This window comes from Sporomusa rhizae (genome assembly GCF_041428845.1).
GTDB classification, from domain to species: domain Bacteria; phylum Bacillota; class Negativicutes; order Sporomusales; family Sporomusaceae; genus Sporomusa; species Sporomusa rhizae.
The window spans coordinates 1854888-1873806 of record NZ_CP156925.1 but is presented as its reverse complement, the minus strand read 5'-3'; the positions used below and the strand labels follow the sequence as shown (position 1 = coordinate 1873806).

Sequence of the window (18919 nt, the reverse complement as noted above, 5' to 3'; positions counted from 1 at the left end):
GGAAGGTTAGTCGCCCTTATCCAGGGACTTAGCCACTCTTAACTCCCACTTGTAAAAGATGGGAGTCTTAGAGAGGGTTAGTCACAGGATAAATTCTCTTTTATGCAAACATTTCCTGCAAAGTTAGTATACCACAGCATGAAAAAAAGTTGTATGAAACAAAGGAATTTCGATAACGACATCAAATTTATTCCACATTAGGCTTTAAATGCCAGGAGGGGTAGGATGGAAAATCTGCGATTAAAAATCTCCAATATTGACAGAGTCGGGTTAGTGTTTGACATATCTCAGGTGCTCGCAGCCAGGCAAATAAATATTATCTCCATAGAAATGGAACTGAATAATGTTTACATGGAAATCAAAGCCCTTACGTCTGTAGATAAAGCCCGTCTTATTGATGAATTGCGAACCATCCCGCAAATAACTGCCGTAAATGAAATAAACCTCATGCCGCATCAAGAACGTGCTGAACAGCTAAATGCCGTGCTGACATCAGTAAGTGATGGAATCATTGGTATTGATCTCGAACACCGAATTACCCAATATAACCCAGCCGCCGAAAAAATCGTCGGCATATCTGCCAAAGATGTTATCGGCCAACCATTTGAAAATATCTTTCCCGCAGACGGCCCCCTATTAGACACGTTGCATTATGGAACACTATATAACAATCGAGAAATTGTTCTCGAAAAAACGAAAAGCCATTATCTATCAAGCGGCCGCCCTATTATTGATAAAACAGGCCGTATTATTGGTGCAGTAACTATCATCAAAGATATTAGTGCCGTCCGAGAACTGGTTTACACTGTGACCGGCCAATTGCAGATCACTTTTGACGAAATACTCTTCACCAGTCAGGCCATGCGCCGGGTTGTCAACCTGGCTAAATCAATTGCCAAAGGCGAGTCAACCGTCCTTATCAGAGGCGAAACAGGTACGGGTAAGGAACTCATCGCCAGGGCTTTACACGCAGCCTCTACCAGAAGCACTAAAATCTTTGTCCCTTTAAACTGCGCCGCCATTCCCGACACTTTGCTGGAAAGTGAACTATTTGGCTATGAAGATGGTGCGTTTACAGGTGCTGCAAAAGGCGGCAAACATAGCTTATTCGAATTTGCCAATAGCGGTACTATTTTTCTGGATGAAATCGGAGAGATCCCCTCTCACCTGCAAGCCAAGCTCTTACGTGTTTTGCAGGAAGGAAAAGTTCGCCGCATCGGCAGTACGCGGGAAATTCCTGTCAATGTGCGCATTCTGGCTGCCACCAACCGCAATCTGGAAAGTATGATTAGTAAAGGAGGCTTTCGCGAAGACCTCTATTACCGGCTTAACGTAATTCCGTTATTTCTCCCGCCGCTGCGCGAGCGCCGCGAAGATATTCCCCTCTTAGCCGAATTTTTCCTCAAACGCTGTGCAGCGCGCCTGCATAAAGAAACTACAGAAATTAGCCAAACCGCTCAAGAAAAACTTGCTGGCTATCCATGGCCCGGCAATATTCGCGAGCTGGAAAACGTTATTGAAAGAGCTGTAAATATTACTCTTGGCAATACAATTTTTGCTGAAAATATTATTTTTGACCAGGACTACACGCCTGCTTCCGCTGCCACTATCCCTGCCTATAATCGTACACTTGATGAAATAATGAGCGAAGTAGAACGTGACGTGCTTGTTAAAGCTCTGGCTAGGCATACAACCTCGCGCCAATTAGGCGCTTCCTTAGGACTATCGCATACTGCTATATTAAAAAAGCTGCGTAAACATGGCTTAGTCCTAAACCGTATCTACAAAGCGAATCCTAATAAATCGAGTAGGAGCTAAATAATTAATTTATTTAGCGACCTCTCACACCACCGTACGTACCGTTCGGTATACGGCGGTTCAATAATTTTAACGTAAATGAAATGCCTCGTATTTCTTCGCTATGTTCATATAGCCTAGAGATTCGAGGTATTTGTCTGTTAGTGTCCTTTGTAAAATAGCACTTCCCGCAACACGCCAATACCCTAACCGTGTATTGGCATACTGCCAAGCTCTATTCCTATCCAGTCCCAGCTTTTGTAGATTCACAAACTTAGTCTGAACTTTCTTCCATTGCTTCCATAGATACATTCGCAGCCTGCGCCGTATCCATTTGTTCATTTCTTTCATGTTATTGCTCATGTTTGCAATGGAAAAGTAGTTCAACCAGCCTGTTGTATATTTCCTCAGTTCTTGCAGTGTGTCTTGGATTGCCCACCCACGACTTCGGTTGGTTATTTCCTTGATCTTCTCTTTGAAACGTTTCAAGACTTTCCCATGCGGACGTATTCCGATTTGTCCCGCTACCTTATGCAATGCAAATCCCAGAAACTTCACCCTCAGCGGACTGCCGATTTGGCTTTTCCGCTGATTTACTTGTAACTTCAAAGTTCCCTCAAGGAATTTCACACAACTCGCCATGACCCGCTTGGCTGCACGTTCCGTCCTGACATAGATATTGCAGTCATCTGCATATCTTACGAACTTATGTCCGCGCTTCTCCAGCAGTTGATCAAATTTCGTCAGGTAGATATTGGATAGCAGTGGTGACAGGTTTCCTCCCTGCGGGGTTCCCGATGTACTGGGGCTGACTATACCGCCTTCCATGACTCCACTTTTCAGGTATTTCCGGATTAAGACGATGACTCGTTCATCCTTGATTTCTTCACGGAGCATGTTGATAAGCATGTCATGATTTACCGTATCGAAGTACTGCGCCAGGTCAATGTCTACTACTTTCGTGTATCCTGCCCTATAGTATGCTTCGGCTTGCTTTATCGCCTGATGCGCATTTCTGCCTACTCGAAAACCATAACTTCTTTCTGAAAATTTCTTTTCAAAGATGGGCGTTAACACTTGGGTTATGGCTTGTTGTATTAACCTGTCTAGTACGGTCGGTATTCCTAGCTTTCGGGTTCCTCCGTCCGGCTTAGGTATTTCTACCCTTCTCACGGGTTGAGGGGTGTATCTTCCGGTTCGCAGGGATTCAAGAAACTCTTCTTTATTGTCTTTCAGCCACTGCTTCATATCTCCAACCTGCATGCCATCCACTCCGCCTGCACCTTTCTTGCGCAGTACCTGGGCATATGCTGCATTGAGATTGTTTCGGTCTAGTATTTCTTCTAACAGATTTACGCGGTTCTCTTTTGCATCTTCCAGTGTCGTCATGCTCCGCGCTCCCTTGTTACTCTCTGCTTCCAGCATACCCTGGCAAGGGCAGCCCATTTTACTGGTTTTCTGCTCTCTTAACATGACTTCACCTTCCTTTGCTCAAGAACTCGATTATTGTTCAGTCCTTCTCGAAAAAAACTTCGGTACTATGACCTCTGCTGACTTCTCACAGTAAATCTTATTTCAACCATGCTTCGATTGAGTTATCTTCACATGTCTGTGAGATCTCCCCGGGTAAGAACGCAATCTTTCTCTCCATCTATCTGCCACATTTACAGCGCAAACTTTCGGATAGTTTCGGGCTTCGGTTTGTTATGCAACCTTACCCAGTTTACACTGCCTTATATGTGATTTCTGTTCGTCAGACCAGAGATTTGCCGCCGACTTCCTTCAGATTCCACCTCGCGGTGGACACCCTTGTCTTGAGCTATGCGCTTGGCACTATCTACCCGCGCTCGGGACTTTCACCCGTTAGATTGCGCCCATGCCGGGCGCACATAAAAAGCAGCAGTTCTTCAGCGAAGAACTGCTGCTTTTATTATTTCTTAATTATTTGTTCTGACCGGCTCAAAGGTTCACTGACATCAGTGTGACCGGCAATTGTTTCAATTTTTTTACCATTAACCAAAATCTGTACTTTGTGAATGTCGGGAAACTCTGTGAGCGTATTGACTATAGACCCCACCAGCAAGGTTTCACCCGTTGAACCGCCTACATTATTTTTGATCAATTTATCATCAAAATCAACATATGCCACATGGTCTTTTACTGTTACATTCTTGAGCTTAACTCCTGTCGGCATAACACTTACAAGTTGGGGATTCTGGGTCCCGGCAATCAACAATTCGACAGCAGTACGCGCCGGATGACTGTTAAGCGGCACTTTATGCAGTTCCCCAACAAGATGCATAGCATCTCTAGTAGCATGGTAAACAACAATCTGCATCGTTTGTTCCGGCTTTTGGGTCGCATTGCCTGGCTGAGTTTGCTCTACTGTTTTTGACGGTGTATCAGGTGTCGGCTGACCAACCGCCGGAGCTGCTTGATCACAACCGGAAATCACCACGGTTAAGGCTATGGTTAAAGCCAACAACAAAAATTTGACTTGATTTCGCATAATACCCACCTCTTCTAGTTTGGCTTGGCGGCTTGGCTAAAAAAGCGTTCAAGCCCCCGCACTATTCCTTGAGCCATTTTTTGCTGAAAATCAGGTGAGCTAAGCAGTTTCTCTTCATTCGGGTTAGAAATGAAAGCCAGTTCTACAAGTGCCGCTGGCATTCGAGTTCGCTTAATTACATAAAAGTTAGCGGGATTGGCCCGGCGGTCCTGAAGGTTACCGGCATCCATCAGATTTGCCTGTAAAGCTTTTGCCAACATGGCATCATACTTGGTTTTCTGATAATAGTACGTCGAAGTACCACCTACGCTGCGGTCGGTGAAGGAATCGGCATGAATACTTACAAATACGTCTGCATTACGTACATTAGCAATAGTTGACCTTGCCTTAAGTTCATCAACAGCAGAAGCATTCGGACCAAAAACATCCTGGTCATTTTGGCGAGTCATAACAACCCTAGCACCTGCTTTTTCCAGCAGAGATTTAACATTCTGTGCCACCGCCAAGGTTACCGTTTTTTCTTGTACCCGGCCGGGACCAATGGCTCCTGGATCACTACCGCCATGACCGGGATCAATCGCAATCACCTTATTTTGCAGCCCTGCAGTAAAAGAAAAATCAGGCAGCGGCAAAGGTTTGTTAATGTCGATAACTACCCGGAACGGCTTGTTATTTTTCGCATCACTAGGCAAAGTAAATATCCGATAATCGGAATCTTCGAGCGCCTGCGGCAAATCTAATACCACTCTGGTATCCTTGCCACTAACGTTAAAAGCAACTTTGTCTACAATCTTCCCATCGAAATCCAAATCATCTACTTCTTTTCCCGGCACCGTCCCCTTGACTGTCACTACAAGACGCGGCGTGGGTGCTGAAGTTACTACCCCACTGGCCTCTGCAGGCCCGGATACATCCATAACCAATCTCAGTGAAGCAGCCCCTGTGACAGCATCCGTATGGTTTGCCCATCTCACTTTGCTCAATTCTTGAGCACGGTTGACACCAGACACCCCTGTTTGCTGATAAGAAGTAAGTTTGGGTAAAGCAATAGCCGGCTTGGCTCCTGCCACACTCGGGGAAGCGGCAAATGCGCTTGTCCAGGATGTCATCAGGATAACCAATACAAGAAACAAAACTATTTTTCGCAATAAAGGCACCTCCAAACCGCGAAAGTGTCCTTTATAAATTCGTGCTTTGTGTCAAAATTCCTGCAAGACTTGAGTCATAAATGCTCAAAAAAGAAAATATATGCCTAAAATTTGCAAATTATTCCTTATTATTTTCGGTTTCTCCGTTATTTTGTCGGAGAATCTGTTCAAACAACTCATCGGCTTCGGCCCTGGCCTGCTGGGTTGCAACAGTGTCAACGTCAATGTGTATTGCCAAAATATCCCCTTCCGTTGCTTTTGGCAATAATTTCCTCGGCCATATTACTCTGGTTTCCGACTCGCCGACTAACAGTACGGCTTTGTCTTCTTCCCATCTATCAACTACAGCTTTAATCTCCATGTACTATCGCTCCTTAGTAATAGTATAGGTTTTTCCATCTGTCGTAACAGTCAGAGTACCATCAGTATCTGTGCGATATACTTTTATCTTATTTTCGTTATATTTCTTTAACGTTGACGGATGCGGGTGATGATAATCATTGTTGGCTCCCAATGAGATAAGTGCAGCTTCCGGTTTTACCGCTTGTAAAAACGCTACAGACGAAGATGATTTACTGCCATGGTGCCCGCTCTTTAACAAAGTACTTTTCAAACCAGCGGCATCATTATGCAGCATCCGTTCTTCCGATTCTTTTTCAGCGTCGCCGGTCAGCAGCATAGAAAATTCGCCGTAAACCAGCTTGGTAACAATCGAATTATTGTTTAAATCAGATTCCGTACCGGTAAAAAGCTGTTTATCAGGTGCCAGTACCTTTAGCACCGTCTCGTTGCCGAGGTCAATAGTCATACCTGCAGTAACCACAGTAAACGGAATATTTTTCTTTTTTATTTGGGTCAAATATTGTTTATATACATTTGATGTAGTTTTTTGGCCACTATCGTATATCTGTTTAACGGTAAAATTATCAAAAATAGCCTCGGCCCCACCAAGATGGTCGGCATGTGGGTGGGTAATAATAAGTTTATCAATGCTGTTTATCCCTTGGCTTTTTAGCATACTAACCAATTTTTCCTTTGTCGGAACATCCCCGGTGTCAACTAGTACTACCTGATCCTTAGTGCGGATAAGAATAGCATCACCTTGCCCGATATCAAGCACCTTAATGGTTAGCGGCGCTCCCCCGGCAGCAGACGGCGGTTTATTATCAGACTGCGCTGTTTTGTTAGTATTGCCGCAGCCAGTCGCGATGACAAGTGCAAATATTGTCACAGCAATAAACAGCCATGACCATTTATGTAATTTATTCATTCGTACCCTCTCCCTATGTATCCTATACCCCGCAAAGACTGGTTACGCCCAACCGTGTCCGGGCACTTAGCCAGCCCTAAACTAAAAATAGGCAGTTTCCCGCCTACACCTAGCCTTACAACTGAATCAAGCCAATACTTATCCGGATGGCTTCGTCTACCTTATTCATTATCTCTTCGCTCAAATGTGTTACTTTATCCCTTAGCCGTCGCTTATCAATCGTCCGCAGCTGTTCAAGCAGAATAACCGAATCCTTCTCCAGATTATACTGACTGGCGCTAACTTCAACGTGGGTGGGCAGTTTGGCCTTAGATATCTGTGAAGTGATAGCCGCAACAATAATTGTCGGACTATACTTGTTGCCGACATCATTTTGAATTACCAGCACCGGCCTGTGGCCACCTTGTTCTGAACCGACAACAGGACTAAGGTTGGCATAATATATATCCCCGCGTTTAACAATCATCTCTATTCACGCTCCGCCAACAAGCCCGGCATCAATTCAAATGTGTCTATATCAGCCATTAATCCTTCCTCAGCTAGAGTAAGGTTAATAACTGCCATTTCTTGATACCCTTTTTTCATCATGTCACGTACTGCCTTCCGCTTGCGTTCTTCAATATAAAGACGCATGGCTTCTCTAACAAATTGGCTCCGGCTTAACTTATCCATAGCTATTATGCCGTCAACCTCTTGTAACAATGCATTAGGAATACTAATCATTATTCGCCGTAACTCGGCCACACCATCACCCCCGCCAGTATGGAGCATATTCAAAGATACTATTATTATATAAGAAGTTATATATCAATGTCAACTTTTTTTATATACTTTAATAGCTGCTTATGCCGTACATTGCTGCTGGCACTGCCTTTAGCAAATCAGTGGCAACCATACCGATCCGACCGGCCTGAGCAGCAACATCACCGGCCAAACCATGAATATACACACCTGCTACCGCCGCATCATGGCTTGACAGGCCTTGAGCAATCAATCCGGCAATAATACCTGTGAGTACATCACCAGTGCCGCCGGTAGCCATACCAGCATTCCCTGTAGTATTAATATATACTTCACCATCAGGAAAAGCTACAACAGTGCTTGCCCCTTTTACTACCACAATGCTGCCCCATTCTGCAGCTGCCTGCCGAGCTATTGCAATACGATCAGCATTTACCGACTCAGTTGAGAGGCCTGTTAACCGCGCCATTTCACCCGGATGAGGGGTCAATACAGGCAAAGCTGCACACTCATTTAGAAGTTTTGTATTGCCTGCCAACGCATTTAAAGCATCGGCATCAATGACGATTGGGCACTCTGCCGTTGTTATTGTTTCCCGTACCGCCGCCGCCGTTTCCTCTTCCCGGCCAACACCCGGTCCAATAGCCAGCACGTCGTTTCCCGCTGAAAGCCTGATAATATCCGCAACGGCTTCTCTGTTTATGGAACCAGCTTCAATTTCTGCCAGCGGTTTCGTCATAACTTCGGTAAGTTTCATTGCTAAAACATCCTGCAAGCTGCCCGGGGCAGCCAGGGTAACCAGCCCGGCTCCGGCTCTGAGAGCGCCTTCGGCTGCCATGGCGGCCGCACCGCTAAGACCACGCGATCCGGCGACAACCAGCACCCGGCCACTCATGCCTTTATGGGCCGCAGGGCTGCGTCTCGGTATTACCGCACGTACTGCATCGGCCATTATAATATTTTGTTTGATATCCTGGCCAGCAATTACGGCCGTCGGTATGCCAATATCGGCTACCGTAAGTTCTCCAGTATATTCCGCACCAGGATATAAGAATAGCCCAGGTTTAGGCAATCCAAACGTAACTGTATAGGAAGCCTGCACCGCTTTGCTGCAAACCCTTCCGGTATCGGCCCCCACACCGGAAGGAATGTCCACCGCAACGACCGGTTTACCCGCCGCATTAATAATATCAATAAGCCGCGCCATATCCCCGCTAACTTCACCGCGAAAACCTGTCCCTAACAAAGCGTCAATTAAACAATCAGAAAATGTAACCGCCACCCTGACCTTGTCCCAGTCCCGTTCATTGCTAATTTCAATAGTATCTATTCCCATTTTATCAATTATATCAAGATTTATTTGGGCGTCCCCGCTTACAGCGGCCTTTTCCCCCAGCAAAAAAACCTTTACTTTTGCGCCCTGATTACTAAGGTGTCTGGCAATTACATACCCGTCGCCGCCGTTATTGCCTTTACCTGCCAAAATACAAAATTTCCGTTCAGCTAGCAGTTCCCATTTTGACTCTAACATGCGCACAACGGATACTCCGGCATTTTCCATTAAAACTACGCCTGGAATACCATAGTCGTTAATAGCAATACGGTCAATCTCCCGCATTTCTGCTGCTGTTGCTGCTCGCATTACTTATCGCCTCCCTCTAAAACCGCCTGTGCGGCTGCATATTCTTGGGCATGAGTCAGAGAAATATGTATGGCGGTAACACCAAGTCTGGCTGCTAAACAGGCAAACTTGTCATGCAGCACCACTATAGGCTTCCCGCCTTCTCCGGCAACAACTTCAATATCCCGGATATTCCCACCGGCAAATCCACTGCCAAGCGCTTTGGCCACCGCTTCTTTTGCAGCAAACCGCGCTGCAAATGACGCTGCCTGCTGAACACCCCGGCTGCGGCAATAGGCCGCTTCACCCGACGTAAATACTCGCTCTACGAATGCTTCACGGGCAATAGCCGCCTTAATTCGTTTTATCTCAATAATATCAATACCAACACCGATAACCACGTCATCACCTGCCACAATTTTACATCTATAAGTATATACTATTTTTCGAAAAAACCAAATAGAAAAAGGTGAGCCTGCTACACACATAGCGTAGCAGTCCACCTTCGGAACCAGCCTGTTGTAATTCAAGATAGAGATTGTGCTACCTTGCAGCACGTCGCAACAGATATACTCCCGGCACCAATGTTGCAAGATTAGGCAGCCACGCGGCCAGCATTGCCGGTATAACGCCGTTTTGTCCCATAGTTGTACCTACGGACATAACGATATAATACAGGAAAATGATAATAATACTATACCCCAAACCACTAGCCGAACTAGCTCGTGGCGAACTGATTGCCAATGGCGCACCAACTAAGGCAAATAACAAACAAGCAGCCGGAATAGAAACCCGTTTATGCAATTCTACCGAATAAGCATATTTTTGGCGATCGCCATCAGGCATTGCGGCAATAACCTGCTTTAATTCACGGATTGTCATCTCTTCACTGCGTTTTTGCTCCGGCACAGGTTTTTTCTCTTCCGTCGGCAGATACTGCTGGGTAAAATACATTGTCCGGGTGCTGTCAGGTGACACAATATCTTGGATAGCGCCGTTTTCCAGAGACATCCCGCCATTGCTGCGAACTGCTTTGTCAGCAGTCTCAATACGCACGGGACGATTTTTCTCGAATTCCTGCACAGTCACTTGCTGCATAACCGCACTTGTTCCATCATATCTTCGCGCATACGTCAAACGGCCAATACCATCATTAGACTTTTCCAGCAACACCAAATGATCTTGACTTTTCGGCTTAGTATTGCCTTTGATCTCAAAATCGACAGTTGCATTGTATGCCTCTCTAGACGCAGGCACGACCGCTTCGTTAAAGACAACAGCGATACCACTAATAAAAAATGCCGTAATCAGCACAGGTGCTGCCAGACGGTAAAAACTTATCCCTGCTGCCCGCATGGCAATTATCTCAGAGGAAGATGACAGTTTGCCATAACACAATAGTGTTGCCAGCAGCATAGACATAGGAAAAGTCATCACTATGACCTCAGGCAAGCTGTAGACAAACAGCTTGGCAACTACAGCAAATGATGCGCCGAATTTGCTAATGTATTGGGCAATTCGAAACATGGTGCCACCGCCAATAAACATGCTCGAAAACGCGCACACACCAAATATAAACGGCCACATTAGTTCTGTAATAATATATTTATCTAATATTCTCATGGCGCTTTCCTTTCTGGCAGCAAAAGTGAATCGTTCTGTTTAAGCCAATTGTTTACTGCAAACCAAGCCAAACTTATACCAAGAATAACTCCCGCGGTTACCTGGACGCCGGTATGTGCACTTGTTTCAATCCGGGACCAGGAAATAGCTACTGCACCGCCATACCATAACCACGACATACGTGGATAAAACACAGATAGCATAAATGCCATGGTGAAAGCATGTGTCGTATGTCCACTGGGAAAACCATCTGTCAAAATGCCATCAGGCCGTAAACTCAATGAACCAAGATCTACAAATTTGAGTGCATGAACAATTATCCAAACTGCAGCATCTACTTTTAGCACCAGATAAAAAAGACTTCTACAATTTTTTTTATAGGCCACCCAAAATAGAATACCATTACTAACAACTAAAAACACATCATTGCCAACACCGCTAAATAAGTTGCCAACAATTAATATTTCATTCATACCGCTTTGGCTGACTGTGAGAGCAATTATGATCATAACCATGCCAACAATGGCTGCAAACCGCATATTTTGAAACAAGAAGCTATTGCGGCCGGAAACCATGTCCTTCTCTCGCATGATAAGTACCTCCATTATTCGAACCTGCCGCTAAAGCCATATGGTAAAGGATAGTACCCTTTAAAGTTTTGTCCGTAATACACCGTTACTTCAAACTCAGGCTGTCCCCTGCGGTAAATTGGAATAATGCCTTTAAACTCGACGGTTTCAAAATAAGGAGCTAGTCCTTTTTGAACTTCATCCACACTCCTCCGCTCCATAATCAAAGCATTTTTGCCGCGAAAATCAGCAGGATTATGCATAAAAGCAAAGTGATGCGGCTCATTAGTCAAACATAGCAATGGCAGTCTGCCACCCATTATATAATCAATCTTACCCGCATCAATCCAATTCTGTGAAATCAAAAAATCTACCTTAAGCGAGCTGTCTAATAAACCATGTTCTGCCAGAGTCCCCGGCAAGCTGCTCCAGTTGAGCGCCTCCCAGGACGGATCTCCTTGCGTAAACCAAACAGGTTTGACATTCTTAATCCAGCCCGTAGCCGTATGACTGCCGAGCAGAGTAGCGATAGTCAGAAAAGCAGCAACGGAAAACGTAAGCCACACATGAACTGATCGCCGCCCAATACGCAGCCATTCTGTGACTGCATAACCCAAAAGTGGGAAAATCAGCAAATAACCCGGAGCCTGCCAATGAAACAAGCCCTGTGCGCCCCATAGTGTTGCAAGAGTAAACAATACAATCGGCCCTGCTCCCAAACAGCATAAAAACCAGCGTTTATCCTGTAACCTATCAAATCTAGAGCTGGCAGGACCACGGCTAATTCCCTTAGCAAACTGCCACGCCAGCGGCAGCCAGATCCAAGGCAAAACCCAGACAGCCTGTCCGGCAATATTGCCAAGCATTTTTCCGGGATAAAACCCACTAACTGCCCCACGACTGCCTTGAAACACAAAGGATACCCAGCCATGCTGCGCATTCCAGAGTAAGACAGGTGAAAACACGATAAACGCGACAAGCACTGCCAAATAGGGGCCTGCCGTTACTAATACTTTGCGCCTGTCTTTACTGGTAATCAAATAAATAAACAAGCCAAACGCCAGCAAAGCGGCGTGGTATTTGCTTAAAAGACCTAGTCCGAGAAATACACCGGCGGCCAGCCATAAAAACAGCGGCTGCCCCTTGTCACGAGAAAAGAACTGTTCGCTGAGCAGGTTTACAACTGCCATCATGCAAAACATTAACGGTCCGTCCGGCAGCAGCCATCCACCACCGGTAAGTCCAAATACAGCAGACACATTTAACAAAAGTGCCGCCCATACTCCTGCCCACTCACCAAACAATCTGGCAGTAAGCCGATACATTAGCCAAGTCGTACCCGCAAATAACAAGATAAACGGCAGGCGCAACACTACAGAATTTTCACTGCCTGTTACATGCGCTGTCAGCCAAATAAGCCACAAATGCAGTGGCGGATGATCAAAATAACTCAAACTAAATTGCCTGGCAACTGCCGTAACATAGGTCTCATCAACACCCAGGCCGATACTAGCTCCTAAAGCAAGCCTGAGGATTGAACCGCCTATAATAATCACCCAAGTTGCACTAACCGGCGAAAGGATAACTGGCATAGGGAAGCTCCTTTTATCGCTTATTAGTTTTCGCTTTAGCAATCTTGAGATTATCCTTAGCCGCTCTGAGTTTCCATACCATTAACACTGCCTCCCGGAAAATGGAGGAAGACATCTTGGATTGCCCCTCAGCTCGTTCTTCGAAAACAATAGGAACTTCTTTAATGGTAAAGGCTAATAAGAAAGCCCTATAAGTCATCTCTATCTGAAAAGAATACCCGTTTGACTTGACATCGTCAAGGTTAATCGTTTCCAATACCGCTCGGCGAAAACATTTGAAGCCGCCGGTCAAGTCATGAAACGGCATATTAAGAATAATCCGCGAGTACAGGCTGCCTCCCAAACTGATAAACCGGCGGATAAGACTCCAATTGGTTACACCGCCGCCAGCCACATAACGGCTGCCTAACACAACGTCACAATTTTGGATGGCATCCAAAAACTTCGGCAGGTATTTGGGATTATGCGAAAAATCGGCATCCATTTCGAAAATAAATTGGTACTCCCGGTCTAAAGCCCACTTAAAGCCTGCAATATAGGCTGTTCCTAATCCGAGTTTTCCTGCCCGTTTTAAAACAAATAGCCGCCCCTTATGCTCACCGGCCATCAAACTTTCAATCAGGTCCCCGGTCCCGTCTGGTGAACCGTCATCAACAACCAAAACATGAATATCGGGTACATAGCTATATACCAAACTCAATAGCTGCTCTATATTATCCTTTTCATTATATGTTGGAATAATTACAAGCTTCATGCGTAGTTGCCGCCTCCTCGCGCCTACTGCGTCTGTCACTAAAAGTAATTGCATAGTTAAGGGCAAAATTAAGAGCCCCAGTGGCGCCAATAGCAATGAGTTGTGCAAACGTCGCATTCATACCCAGCTGTTCGACCAAGAGCCTCAAAATCATAAGATTAGCCACCAAATTAACGGTACTGCACGCTACGAACGTAATATACTTGCGTTTGAGGCTCTTATCAAGAGCCCGCCCCTTAAATGTCCATAGCAAATTCCAGACAAAATTATTAGTAACAGCAGCTAAAAATGATATGACCGCTGCTGTCATATAGTTAACACCCATGGCCATCAACGGAACATAGACGGCCATATTAACGCCCACACCCGACAAGCCAATCATAGAAAATTTTACAAACATTTTTAAGAGCATTTTCTTGGTTCTCCTTTATCGGTTGTACAAATAAACTTTAGCTTCAGGTGCTTTTTTACACCATCTGTCGGTTATCGCCCTTGAAGCTTAACTACCTTATAAAGGCGAGTGTTGGTAAGAAAGTTACTTTCATCTAGTTCTATTATAATCAAAGGCAAATATAAGTCATTATAATGCTGATTTTTCATATAAGCAAGCAAATACAGCAAAATCCTTTTTTTACAAACAAAAAATGAGGCCAATTAATTGCCTCATTTTAGCATAAACCAATTGTATAGTAAATGCAATAGTTTCCTGTAATTCAGTCCGGCGATAAACCGGTTTTGGCATATTATCCGTCAGACTACAGACGATAATTACGCTGGATAAATACCTCAACCCGCCTGTTGGCAGCTCTGCCTTCGTTAGTATTATTACCGGCAACAGGACGATATTCGCCATAGCCGGTAGCACTAAACCGTTCCGGTGCCAGTTTTGTTTCCTGGGCCAACAAAAACTTCATAAAATTAACAGCCCGGCGGGAACTGAGTTCCCAGTTAGTCGGAAAATCTCTTGTATTAATTGGCATATTGTCAGTGTGTCCGGAAACGGTTACTTTTTGTGTAAGCGGGGTGATTAGCTTGGCTATCTCAACTGCAAAGCGACGCGATTCCGGTCTAAGTTCAGCGCTGCCTGAAGGAAACAAGGCTGTATCTTTAATCCGTATCATTAGACCGTCATCAGTCAGGGAGGTAGTTAAGTCCCCACCCAAACCATTATCCGCTATGTACTTATCCATAGTCTTCTTTAACTCAATAAGCTGAGCTGTTTCCTGCATGTAGGCTCTTTCATTAGGACTGCTCAAATTGTCCATAACTTCCGATAACTGCGGCACTGTACGAGACTGATTGCCACTATCCGGCTGAGTTGGTCTGGGAGTATCCAGTAATGCCGGACTGCCGCTGAACGCTACATTAAATGAGGCCTTCATTTGTTCAAACTTCTTTTGGTCTACCTGCGCCGAGGCGAATAGTACAATGAACAAAGCCAGCAGCAAAGTCAAAAGGTCTGAATAAGGTATCAGCCACGTTTCATCGGCGTGTTCTTCATGATGTTCTTTCCTTTTTTTTCTCATTATTTATCCTCCGGTTTTGGCTTCAATAACTCCCGGACTCTTTGTGGGATAAATACCAGCAGTTTAGACTCAATCGCCATAGGCGAATCACCGGCTTGCAGAGAAAGGATGCCTTCCACCATCATCCGTTTGATTTCAACTTCTTCTTTAGAAATCTGCTTTAACTTATTTGAAAATGGATGCCACATTACATAACCGGTGAAAATACCCAGCAAGGTAGCCACGAATGCAGCTGCAATGGAATGACCTAATACTTCAATATCAGCAAGGTTTCCTAATGCGGCAATCAGACCAACTACCGCACCCAAAACGCCCAATGTCGGCGCATACATACCGGCCTGGGAAAAGATAAGAGCGCCGGCACGATGGCGTTCTTCCATCGCTTCGATATCCGCATCCAATACATCCCGGACAAAATCAACGTCCATACCGTCAATAACCATACTCATACCGTTTCGCAAAAACGGATCTTTGATCTCTTCCAACCGGCTTTCTAACGCCAGTATACCTTCGCGGCGCGCAATTTGCGATAGCTCAACAAATAACTTAAGAAGCTCAGGTTTAGGAATAAGTTCCTGTTGCTTAAACAATTTTTTAATGAGTACCGGAAAATTTCTAAGCTGCTCCAAAGGAAACGCATTAAACAAGGCCGCTGCAGTACCAACGAAAATAATCATAAAGGCAGCAGGATTTATTAGCGCAGACGGACTAGCACCTTTTAGCGCCATTCCGACAATAACGGCCATTATCCCCATTATAATACCAATAACTGTCGACTTCTCCAATGAAAGCCCTCCCTATAACATCTAAACAAAGTGTCGCTATATTATATATCGCAGAATATTTCTTGTTATTAATAGATTCTCTGAACATAAAAAAAAGTCCTTCCCTAAAATGGAGGACTGTTCAACAAATTATTACAAAAAAGTTAACTTTACCTTATACAAAATATTCAATTTTAGCTTCGGGAAAAGTACGCGAAAGCTTGATTTCCAAGGTTTCTTTAATTTCTTTCATGACCTCGGGCTGATAGATATATTTACCATAACCAAATTGACCATATTTAAATTTTCGCTCACTTTCTTCCATTGGTAAAGTTGTTTCTGGAAACAAATCTAAAATATTATTTTTGGCTCTTTTGGTAAAACGATGAGAAATAAGCTCAAATGTCAAATTTTTCCTTGCTTCGACAGGCAACCTTTCCTGTAACGTTGCAAATAAATTCTCGTACTCATCTTGCCAGCCGGGAAAATAAAAAACCGGAGCAATAATAAATCCGAGTGGATAACCGGCGCTAGCCACCTTGCCGGCAGCAATTACCCTATCCTGCATCGATGGCGTAATATGTTCATATTTAGCAATTATCGCGGCGGCATTGAGACTGAAACGGAAGCGGGTATGTCCGTTATGCTTGGCACTCAACAATGTATCAACCTGATCATGTTTAGTAACAAAGCGAAACCGGCCGAACTCCTGTCTGCCAAAAAATTCGATTGTCTTATATAAAATTCCTGTCAGATACTCGGTAGGAATAGGGTCTGAGGTGGCAGCCCCCTCAAACCAAGTAATCTCCGGAGCACGTTCGTCTATATACCTTTGCGCCTGCGCAAAAATATTTTCCGTGTTGACATACACTCTCAGATACGGTTTTTTCCCCAGGGTAGTTGCCAAATAGCAGTATTCGCACATGCTTGGGCAGCTGGTGTTGAGCGGCAACTGATAATGAGCAGACGGCTTGCAAGTTGCAAATTCAGTGCTTTTCCTCACTCCGACTACCATTGTGCGTTTGGCTTCCCGAAACGCTTCCTGCGGTGTTGTTCCCGGGATACCTGTTACCCGGTTATGCGACCCGGTAAATTTTATCGGCACATTCATTGCCTGCAGCCTCTCGTATATTTCTTTTCCCAGCGGATATTCCAGCGCCTTGGGCTCAAAAAAGGCTCGTTTGGGTACAAACGTATTCATGACGGCAGTTCACCTCACAATTAGTGTTAACTGCCGTCATGACTTTTACGCTACACTTTTACTATTTTTCGCAGGCAAACGGCCAGGAAACAATCCCGCCTTCAATAACCTTGACATCTTTAAACCCAGCGCCTTCTAAAATACATGCCGCCTCATACCCGCGCAAACTAATTTTGCAGAAGGCAACGATTTCATCCTCTTTGTTAAATTCATCTAACCGGTTTCTGAGCTGTCCCAGCGGGATATTTTGCGTTCCCCGGCAATCAGCAATCCGAATCTGATTATATTCTTCCGGTGAACGTACATCAAGGAATACCGCTTGTCCCTGCTCCATTTTCTCTTTTGCCGACAAAGCAGAGATTCCTTTGAACTTGCCGGAAAGCTTATTCATAACCGCATTGGCAGCCACCGCAACATTATCTATGGGACTGCTGTATGGCGGCGCATAAGCCAAATCCATATCAAACAAATCATCAATAGTGGCTCCCATTGTCAGCGCTGCGGCCAGTACATCAATACGTTTGGCAACCTCGCCTTCGCCAAAAGCCTGCGCCCCCAGTAACTTGCGGCTTTCCGGATCAACAATCAGCTTAATGGTAATCGGTTTGGAGCCAGGCATATAATGTGGCTTATCCGGGCCGGCAACCATTGCTGTAACGTACGGAAGGCCGAGCACCTGCGCCTCCCGTTCAGTAATTCCGGTTTTACCAACATTAAGGTGCAGCACCTTAACTACTACAGTATTTAAAACACCGCGGAATTCAGTACGCTTGCCGACAATATTTTCACCAATAATCCGGCCATGCTTATTCGCTGTTGACCCCATTGGCGCAAATACCTTTTTCCCGGAAATAATATTTGTGTTTTCCACACAGTCCCCACCGGCATAAATATCAGGATCACTTGTCTGCATATATTCATTAACCGCAATAGCACCGGTCTTACCAATAGCCAAACCGGCCGCCTTAGCCAGCTCAACATTGGGACGCACACCAATAGACAAGATTACAATGTCGGCCGGAATAACGCGTTTGTCGGTAACTACTTCTTTAACACGATCGTCACCAGTAAACCGCTCCACTTTTTCCCCAAGTAAAACATTGATACTGTTTTCTGTAGTGAATTTGGTCACCGAAGCAGCTATTTCAGTATCCAAGAAAGCCGGGAACATTTGGTCTTGCATTTCAACGACAGTTACATTCACACCACGGGTCTTGAAAGCTTCAGCCATCTCCATACCTACAAGACCCGCTCCAATAACTACCGCGTTTTTAATTTGCCCCTTGTCAATTCCCGAACGCACAGCAACCGCATCATCCGGATGCCAGAACTGGTGAATACCTTTTAATTCAATGCCTGGCAACGGCGGCCGGACAGGACTGGCACCTGTGGCAATAACCAAATTATCATACGGCAGCTGCATTTCCTCGCCCGTTTCTAAATTTTTGGCCGCTACTGTTTTGGCCTCACGATTAATTTCTGTAACCAGTGTCTTTGTACGAACATCAATATCTTTTACATTCTTGAAAAAACCCGGATTACGTATCGATCCTGCCGGTGTTTTGACAAATTCGTCAACCTCTGCGATCAAGCCGCCTACATAATACGGCATACCGCAAGCGCCATACGAAATAAGCGATCCTCGTTCCAACACGGTAATCTGAGCAGTGGGATCTTCCCTGCGGACTTTAGCAGCAGACTTTAACCCTGCCGCCACGCCGCCAATAACTACTACCTTTTTCATTTCTTTTTCCTCCTTCCCCCGGGGAGGGGGTTAATGTTTTTAAATAAAAGACCCCATGAA

19 protein-coding genes are annotated in these 18919 nt (G+C 45.0%); 1 reads left to right on the top strand and 18 read right to left on the bottom strand.

Annotated elements, in window-relative coordinates:
* Window positions 1-225 precede the first annotated feature (225 nt).
* The gene (locus tag SRRS_RS08345; RefSeq protein ID WP_371367921.1) at window positions 226-1818 is read left to right on the top strand and encodes a sigma 54-interacting transcriptional regulator; all 1593 of its coding nucleotides are present in this window, start codon (window positions 226-228) and stop codon (window positions 1816-1818) included.
* 69 nt (window positions 1819-1887) lie between these two features.
* On the opposite strand, the gene ltrA is transcribed toward SRRS_RS08345, so the two are convergent.
* From ltrA to SRRS_RS08255, 18 genes are all read right to left on the bottom strand, one after another.
* The gene (gene ltrA / locus SRRS_RS08340; protein WP_371361643.1) at window positions 1888-3270 is read right to left on the bottom strand and encodes a group II intron reverse transcriptase/maturase; all 1383 of its coding nucleotides are present in this window, start codon (window positions 3268-3270) and stop codon (window positions 1888-1890) included.
* Window positions 3271-3727: 457 nt separating this feature from the next.
* Window positions 3728-4306, bottom strand: a complete 579-nt coding sequence (locus SRRS_RS08335) for a GerMN domain-containing protein (protein WP_371367919.1) — start codon at window positions 4304-4306, stop codon at window positions 3728-3730.
* Window positions 4307-4320: 14 nt separating this feature from the next.
* A complete protein-coding gene (locus tag SRRS_RS08330) occupies window positions 4321-5463 on the bottom strand; it encodes an N-acetylmuramoyl-L-alanine amidase (protein ID WP_371369762.1) in 1143 nt (380 codons plus the stop codon).
* Between the two features lie 109 nt (window positions 5464-5572).
* Entirely contained in the window at window positions 5573-5815 is a 243-nt protein-coding gene (locus tag SRRS_RS08325) for a DUF3006 domain-containing protein (protein ID WP_371367917.1), read from the bottom strand.
* 3 nt (window positions 5816-5818) lie between these two features.
* Window positions 5819-6724 (bottom strand): ComEC/Rec2 family competence protein, encoded by a 906-nt coding sequence (locus SRRS_RS08320; RefSeq protein WP_371367915.1) that lies wholly within the window; start codon window positions 6722-6724, stop codon window positions 5819-5821.
* Between the two features lie 115 nt (window positions 6725-6839).
* Window positions 6840-7190, bottom strand: a complete 351-nt coding sequence (locus tag SRRS_RS08315; RefSeq protein ID WP_371367914.1) for a type II toxin-antitoxin system PemK/MazF family toxin — start codon at window positions 7188-7190, stop codon at window positions 6840-6842.
* Window positions 7191-7192: 2 nt separating this feature from the next.
* Window positions 7193-7468 (bottom strand): CopG family ribbon-helix-helix protein, encoded by a 276-nt coding sequence (locus tag SRRS_RS08310; protein WP_371367912.1) that lies wholly within the window; start codon window positions 7466-7468, stop codon window positions 7193-7195.
* A gap of 88 nt (window positions 7469-7556) precedes the next feature.
* On the bottom strand, window positions 7557-9107 hold the full coding sequence (locus SRRS_RS08305) for an NAD(P)H-hydrate dehydratase (protein ID WP_371367910.1): 1551 nt from the start codon (window positions 9105-9107) through the stop codon (window positions 7557-7559).
* On the bottom strand, window positions 9107-9487 hold the full coding sequence (gene acpS, locus SRRS_RS08300; RefSeq protein ID WP_371369760.1) for a holo-ACP synthase: 381 nt from the start codon (window positions 9485-9487) through the stop codon (window positions 9107-9109). Before acpS ends, SRRS_RS08305 begins: the two co-directional genes overlap by 1 nt.
* Window positions 9488-9629: 142 nt before the next feature.
* Window positions 9630-10709: an LptF/LptG family permease gene (locus SRRS_RS08295; RefSeq protein ID WP_371367908.1), complete on the bottom strand. Its 1080-nt coding sequence runs from the start codon at window positions 10707-10709 to the stop codon at window positions 9630-9632.
* The gene (locus tag SRRS_RS08290; protein WP_371367906.1) at window positions 10706-11299 is read right to left on the bottom strand and encodes a phosphatase PAP2 family protein; all 594 of its coding nucleotides are present in this window, start codon (window positions 11297-11299) and stop codon (window positions 10706-10708) included. The genes SRRS_RS08295 and SRRS_RS08290 overlap by 4 nt, the downstream gene beginning before the upstream one ends.
* A 14-nt stretch (window positions 11300-11313) precedes the next feature.
* A complete protein-coding gene (locus SRRS_RS08285) occupies window positions 11314-12870 on the bottom strand; it encodes a glycosyltransferase family 39 protein (RefSeq protein ID WP_371367904.1) in 1557 nt (518 codons plus the stop codon).
* 13 nt (window positions 12871-12883) lie between these two features.
* The gene (locus tag SRRS_RS08280; RefSeq protein ID WP_371367902.1) at window positions 12884-13624 is read right to left on the bottom strand and encodes a polyprenol monophosphomannose synthase; all 741 of its coding nucleotides are present in this window, start codon (window positions 13622-13624) and stop codon (window positions 12884-12886) included.
* Window positions 13596-14036 (bottom strand): GtrA family protein, encoded by a 441-nt coding sequence (locus SRRS_RS08275; protein ID WP_371367900.1) that lies wholly within the window; start codon window positions 14034-14036, stop codon window positions 13596-13598. The genes SRRS_RS08280 and SRRS_RS08275 overlap by 29 nt, the downstream gene beginning before the upstream one ends.
* Before the next feature lie 343 nt (window positions 14037-14379).
* A complete protein-coding gene (locus SRRS_RS08270; RefSeq protein ID WP_371367898.1) occupies window positions 14380-15150 on the bottom strand; it encodes a flagellar motor protein MotB in 771 nt (256 codons plus the stop codon).
* Window positions 15150-15935 (bottom strand): flagellar motor stator protein MotA, encoded by a 786-nt coding sequence (gene motA, locus SRRS_RS08265; protein WP_371367896.1) that lies wholly within the window; start codon window positions 15933-15935, stop codon window positions 15150-15152. Before motA ends, SRRS_RS08270 begins: the two co-directional genes overlap by 1 nt.
* Window positions 15936-16089: 154 nt before the next feature.
* Complete coding sequence (gene splB / locus SRRS_RS08260) at window positions 16090-17115, bottom strand: spore photoproduct lyase (RefSeq protein ID WP_371367894.1); 1026 nt, start codon at window positions 17113-17115, stop codon at window positions 16090-16092.
* Window positions 17116-17176: 61 nt separating this feature from the next.
* Entirely contained in the window at window positions 17177-18859 is a 1683-nt protein-coding gene (locus SRRS_RS08255) for an FAD-dependent oxidoreductase (RefSeq protein WP_371367892.1), read from the bottom strand.
* Window positions 18860-18919: the final 60 nt, after the last annotated feature.